The sequence below is a fragment of the Nostoc flagelliforme FACHB-838 genome, assembly GCF_014698065.1.
Classification (GTDB): Bacteria; Cyanobacteriota; Cyanobacteriia; order Cyanobacteriales; family Nostocaceae; genus Nostoc; species Nostoc flagelliforme_B.
In genome coordinates this window covers 1-5,932 of record NZ_JACJSI010000360.1, presented here as the reverse complement: position 1 = coordinate 5,932, position 5,932 = coordinate 1, and the positions used below count along the sequence as shown (strand labels likewise).

Sequence of the window (5,932 nt, the reverse complement as noted above, 5' to 3'; positions counted from 1 at the left end):
TCTTCTAAAAATTCTAAAAGCTTACCTTGAGTCATATTTCCGCCATAATACAGGCTTATTACTAAGGCTTTTATTCCCGGACCGAATTCTCCGTCGTAACCAAATGGTAGGGATGCTAAATAAGTTTTTCCTGTTTGCGGTGAGTAGTATTTTTGCTTGCGGAATAGTACGTTATCTGGTTTTAGTAAAATATCTTGGACTATTACTTCTTCATAACCCTTAAATTCTGCATCTGGGGGTAGTTTTTCTTTCGGATAAGTAACTATCTCTTGTCGGTCTACTTTTATAGTCTTGTTTTTACTTCTTTTGTTATGTTCTGTCGGGGTAAATCGCTCTTTTTCTGACGAGTGATTGTTTTTAAACCCAATATTTTTATTGCCTTTTATGTTTGGTTTACCTTGTTCTCCTTTGAGACGGTTGTTTTCGTCCCGCAGTTTTTGGTTTTCTTCCCGTAGCTCTTTGATTTCTACTTGTTGCTGTTCTATCAGGTTTAGTAATATCTCTACTGTCCGACGTATTGATTCATCTGCAATCTCTCTGCTGTCGATTGAGCAAGAAATTATAAATGCTAGGCTTGTGCAGCAGATGATGGCGATCGCGCGAACGGTTAAAGGAGATTGCGACGAGGGGTCATGTAAAGCTAGTTCGCTGTCTAATTGATGATTTCCAGTTACCATATCCTACAAATTTATGCTTGCATTAGTAGCTTTCATAGAATTACAATTCAACCAGCCGTCAGAATTCTAACTTAGATGAACCGAGGCTTTTGGACTAATATTAAGACCAAAAGTCGCGATCGCCCTACAGATTATCCCACTGCCAAGTCAGTATCAGGTGATCGCACTTTATATTCAGCTACATTAAAGTTTCCAGCTTCAACGTTATGTCAGATTCAATTATCTCCAACTTTTTCTAGAATAGATGGATAATCCATATCAGCAGCGTAAGCCGCAGCATCGAGGCAATTAACGATCATGGGCATTTGTAAGTCTGTATTAAAGTAGAAAATACCAGTATGAAAAGCAATTTCCCCAGTAGTATAATTCAACTCAAAACTGCCAAAGAATGTTTTCAGGTTTAATTGATTGAGAAATTGTGCTATTTTATTATTTTGAGATGGCATAACCTTTATAGGTAAGCATGCAATAGCTAATATAATAGATTTCTCTAAATTCATGATATTGAGATTAACTATTAACTCAGCATTTTGACCATGATAAAGAGTATGATATAAACCATTGTTAGCCTTCTCTAAATTCCAACCTTCTTTTTTCAAAGCTTGTAAAATTTCTTCGTCCATAAGCCTTTATCCTTTCTGAATTTTTTAGTTTAGGTTGGCTTTTTGAAATGCATTCTCTATGGACATTTTATCTTCTAAAATCGATGTGATTGATGACCAGAAATCTTGAACTCCTTGATAAACTTCTTGTGCAATATTGTGCACTAATTGAGGATTTAACTGGATGTTTTCAAAAAACATACCTATTCTAAAGTATACTTGTTTGGTATTTATATCTAATTCCAAATTACCAACAGAGATTCTATAATTTGCATAATTGATAAACTCAAGAATTACTAATTCTTTCTCTTCCGGTACATATACTGCAATATTCCCCTTAGCAGACAACATTTTATGCTCGTCCTGACAATAAAAAGAGATAAAAAATGCTCTGTGACTTTCCTCCACAGGAATTAATAACCAATAATCATCGGTCTGTGTAGGCAGCCAACCTGCTTCCAGCAAAGCAGTCATTATAAAATGTATTGTCATAGATTTAATTCATAGTCAACTGTTGTTAGGTAATTCCAAATAATTGGTGATAGCGGCACTAAATTTGACAACAATACTTTCATCTTTTTCAGGTTTATGATCTTCAAAAATCTTGCGTAAATCTTGATATAATTTTGGATTTTTCTCCTTCACTGCTGATAAATCTCTACTAGTAACAAGTTCTCTCTTACCTTCATGATTTAACCTAGAGTCAAGTTCCTCGATTTTAACATCCCTAGGATTAGGATCGCTCTCGGCTTGAGACATTGAAAGATATTGGAAGACATTTTCACTTTCATTTTTAAAGCCTTCACTTTTCTCGTCAAGTAATAGCATATTAGTAATATGTCCCACAGAATGCCGTGATGGTTCTGCAACAACTGATGCTACAAATACTGTTTCTGGATTTGATGCACCTGTGATGCTATTGGGAAAATACTTATAGAACTCTTTAGCTTGTTTAACTGATACAGGATTACTTCCATAGTCATACTTACTTGTCAGTTCTCGGGGAACTCCAACTTTTGCCTTGATACTCAAGTTGAAACCTGTAATCTTCTTATTTTGGATTTGTTCTTTACAGATATTCAGCATTGTATTTGGGTCTCCCGCACTCTCTATGGCAGAGTAATCTTGTTGAATACGTTGAATTAATTGTTCCTTATTTTGGATTTTTTCGGCTTTATCTTCGTCAGCAATTTTATCATTTTCTTGAATTGCGCTGATTACTTTCTCGGCTTTTGATTTTTCTTCTTGTAAGTCTTTAAGTCTCTTTTGTAATAACGACCTTGTTTGTTTGTAAGTGTTACCGCTAGCAGATTTCAAATAATAGTCGTATACCTGGTCTGCTTTAAATGTAGGTACTATGTAATAATTATTCACCTGGCAGACGAAGAAATTTCCCCCACCAACTTTAAAAGTGTTATTTGGATAAAATTCTGCTTGACTAGCTACAGAATAAGCTATCTGCGCTTTAGTCAATTCTTGATGAATTTTATTACCTTCTTGTTTTATTGTCGTTTCTCTATCAGCTCTTGAACGTTCAAGTAATTCACGATCTCTCTGTGGTGTCTCAGCTGTTGGATTTTCGATAGCAGCAACGCGAGGATCTATTACACCCGATGATTTTCCTGTTTTCTGGCTCTGGTTAGATTTTGAACGTTCAAGTAATTCACGATTTCTTTGTGGTGTCTCCGTTGTGAGATTTTCTGTAGTAGAAGCACCGCCAGGATTTATTAAGTCCGATGATTGTCGTGCTTTACCGCTACGGATATCGACTTTTGAATAACCTTTATAATAGGTATTGGAAACTTGCTTTAAAGACTCATACAGCAGTTTGTCAAATCTGCCTTCATCTTCTTCATTGCTCTTATGTTCAACCTGGTCTGATTGTCCTTCAGGATTAATTTTTCCTTCAAAGTGAATGATATCTCCATCTTTTGTCTGTTTATCAACAACCAGCTTGAGATATTGCATTCGGTAGCTCTTCTTGATGGTTTTGATGCGGTTCTTCACTTCCTTTAAAGACAATTCATCATTATCACCAATCCTTTCTGCTTCCTTCAGTGCAGCTTTTAAATCGGCTGATTTCTGTTCTTGCGCCCTCTTATCTTTTCCACCTAAAGCGGCTTCCTTTTTCTCTTCAAACCGATTTTTTGCAGTTTCCTTCTTATCCTCAACCCACTGCTTACCTGCTTTATATTTCTCCTTCGCCTTATCTTTCAGTTCTCCAGCCTTCTTACCAAACTTGCTATTCTTAACCTTGTTACCAACTTTATTAAACGCCTTTGCACCTTTATCAATTACCCAATCAACTGCTTTTTCCATCGGTTTACGCAGTTTTTGGAAGATTGCCTGAATCTTGCCGGCAATCCCACCTAAGCCCAAAAGACTTGCTAGAAAACTGATGACAACTGGTAAAGACTTAGCAAGGGCATTTTCAACGCCCTTAACAGCTTGGTCGATCGCACCAGAAGGGATCGCACTGACAGCATCCAAAATTGCGTTAATCAAGCTTGCAATTTGCTGGGCGCGTTCAATGAAAAAGCTGATAATTTGGTAAATCGCCTTGGCAGCTTTCACAAATGCTGAGGCTGGAGTCAGGAGGCTGAGAACCCACTCTACCCCTGCAAAAATCACGGTTTCAATTACAAAGTCCTTAATCGGTTTAATGACAAGCTCATTGAGATCGCCTATCCGGTCTTGGACAAACTGCCAAATACCAGCTACTCCTTCGCTAGTTAAGACTTGAAATATGTCGAAGCTTTGTTCGAGATGGCCGACCTTTTTCTCACCCAATCGTTTCACAGCTTGTGCCCGAATTACCTGATAGGTGAATCCTAAAACCTCCGATACCAAGCCAAAGATACCTTTGAGGTCAAATTTTTTCGGCATCTCAATCCCAGATTCTGCCATCGTGCCAGTCAGCCAACCGATTAAACCCTTTTTCAGGTGCTTGCCGATATTATTCATAAAGTTCAGGAAGCCTTGCTTAAGCGCCTGAATCAAATTACCCAAAAAACCAATCGGGTCTTTAAGGATTTGTTCAACCACACCCGCAACCCTTCCCAACACCTGCATGAGCATTTTGGTCAGTTCAATGATCGTCTTTATAACTCCCACAACAGCATCGAGAGCTTTTTGAACTAGACCACTATTTGCCGCCTTCATCTCATCAATGCGGGCATCAACTGCTTCCAAATTCTCTTGATATTTCTGCGCTAGAGTCTCAATTAGCTCATTTTCTTTATCTTTGACGCTTTGTTCCAATGCATCAAACTTACTTTCAATGTCTGCTGCTGCTTGTTGACCAACTGCTTTCAGGTCTTGAGGCAATCGGTTAACATAGTTTTGAATTTCCTGCTTGCCTTTGGTAATTTCCGTTTTGGCTTGGGTTAGCCCTTTGCTGATAATGGCAACAACTTTGTTGATTACGCCATCCATTCTATTGATGTAAAGCTGCCGTCCCTCTTGATAAAAGGCGTTCACCTCTGACGGCATACCGAACAGTTTGTCTTTGAGCCATTTCCCTTTTCCGATAACGCCGCTATAGCGATCATCTTTATAAGCCTTCATCCGTTGGTCAACGTAATCCTCAAAGGCTTTCTTCGCCTCGCCTGCACCAGCATCGAACTCTTGCTGAACTTGGCTATCTAAATCAGAGAGAGTTTTTTCAACAATGCCTTTGGTCTTGTCGTAAATCTTATTAATATCACCAGCAACCTTAGTCCTTGCCTGCTCATCTTTGCCTTTGGCTCCCACCTGCTGATTTCCAACTTGACCTAGCTGTTGAGTACGTGTGCCGTGCATTCTCTGTAGTTGCTGCTGTGCCGTAGCTTCAGCAGTGGCTTGAGCATTTATTAGCAGGTTTTGCTCTTGCTGGCGATACTGTTGAGGGGCTTGTGTGGCATTTGTTTGAGCGTCTTTCTTCGCTTTAAGTGCTGCTTGAAATTCTGGTTCGTTGGAATTTGCTAGTTGCTCTTCAGTGACATTCGCCTGGGTCATTTGCTGGTCAAGCTTTTTGCTTTCTTCTTGCAACGGCGCTTCAACTTGACTCTTACCCTTCGATTTAGGTGCTGCTTTCTTAGCATCGATGTCTGACGGAGGTGTTCCAGGATTAGTCTCTGGCAGTGGCGTGACTTTTTTCGACTCAATGCCACTGGTGTCAGGCGTTTCTTTTGCTTTCTCTTCTAATGGCTGTTGAGAAGCTTTCTGCTGTTCATCAACTTTGCCGCTTAAATCGCCCTTAACCGAGTCAAGTTTGTTGTTATTCTTAAACTCGTCAGCCTCTTCTAAGGTTTTGGGAGCCATATCAGCAATCCGCTCCATCAGTTTGGCTTTGAAGGCGGTTGCGTCAAATGCTGGAGTTTCAGCCTGCCCCATCTCACCAACTTGATTGGCTTGCGCTTTGCTATCTACTTCGTTGCCAGGAGGTACAGCAGCAAATTGGGCTTCTTGAGCTTTGCTATTAGCTGGCTCGTGTTTCTTCTGCTCTGCTGCGACCTCTTTCGTTGTGCCGACTACTGCTTGGAAGCCTGGATCATCGTTGGCAGAAGCAGGAGCCTTTTCTCCACCTGCTTCTGCTCCAGGTAAGCCTGCTGCCACTGAGCCTTTTCCGTCTGGAGGCTGTTGCCCTTGTTGAGGATTAGCCTTCGGATCTGC

The 5,932-nt window shown here is 39.9% G+C and carries 3 protein-coding genes and 1 pseudogene; all 4 read right to left on the bottom strand.

Going from position 1 to position 5,932, the window contains the following annotated elements; all coding sequences use genetic code 11:
* A pseudogene (locus tag H6G97_RS54050) lies at positions 1 to 677 on the bottom strand (hypothetical protein); the annotation flags it as partial.
* A 215-nt stretch (positions 678 to 892) separates the two neighbouring features.
* Positions 893 to 1,300 carry a YbjN domain-containing protein gene (locus tag H6G97_RS43630; RefSeq protein WP_190946729.1) on the bottom strand — a complete coding sequence of 136 codons (408 nt, stop codon included), beginning with the start codon at positions 1,298 to 1,300 and terminating at the stop codon, positions 893 to 895.
* A gap of 24 nt (positions 1,301 to 1,324) precedes the next feature.
* Complete coding sequence (locus tag H6G97_RS43625; protein ID WP_190946728.1) at positions 1,325 to 1,771, bottom strand: type III secretion system chaperone family protein; 447 nt, start codon at positions 1,769 to 1,771, stop codon at positions 1,325 to 1,327.
* A 15-nt stretch (positions 1,772 to 1,786) separates the two neighbouring features.
* Positions 1,787 to 5,932 (bottom strand): hypothetical protein (locus tag H6G97_RS43620; protein ID WP_199350071.1); only part of this gene is annotated, 4,146 nt, incomplete at its 5' end.

Coding starts and splice junctions, on each gene's coding strand:
- H6G97_RS43630 (WP_190946729.1), bottom strand. CDS start 1,300: ATGGACGAAGAAATTTTACAAGCTTTGAAAAAAGAAGGTTGGAATTTA.
- H6G97_RS43625 (WP_190946728.1), bottom strand. CDS start 1,771: ATGACAATACATTTTATAATGACTGCTTTGCTGGAAGCAGGTTGGCTG.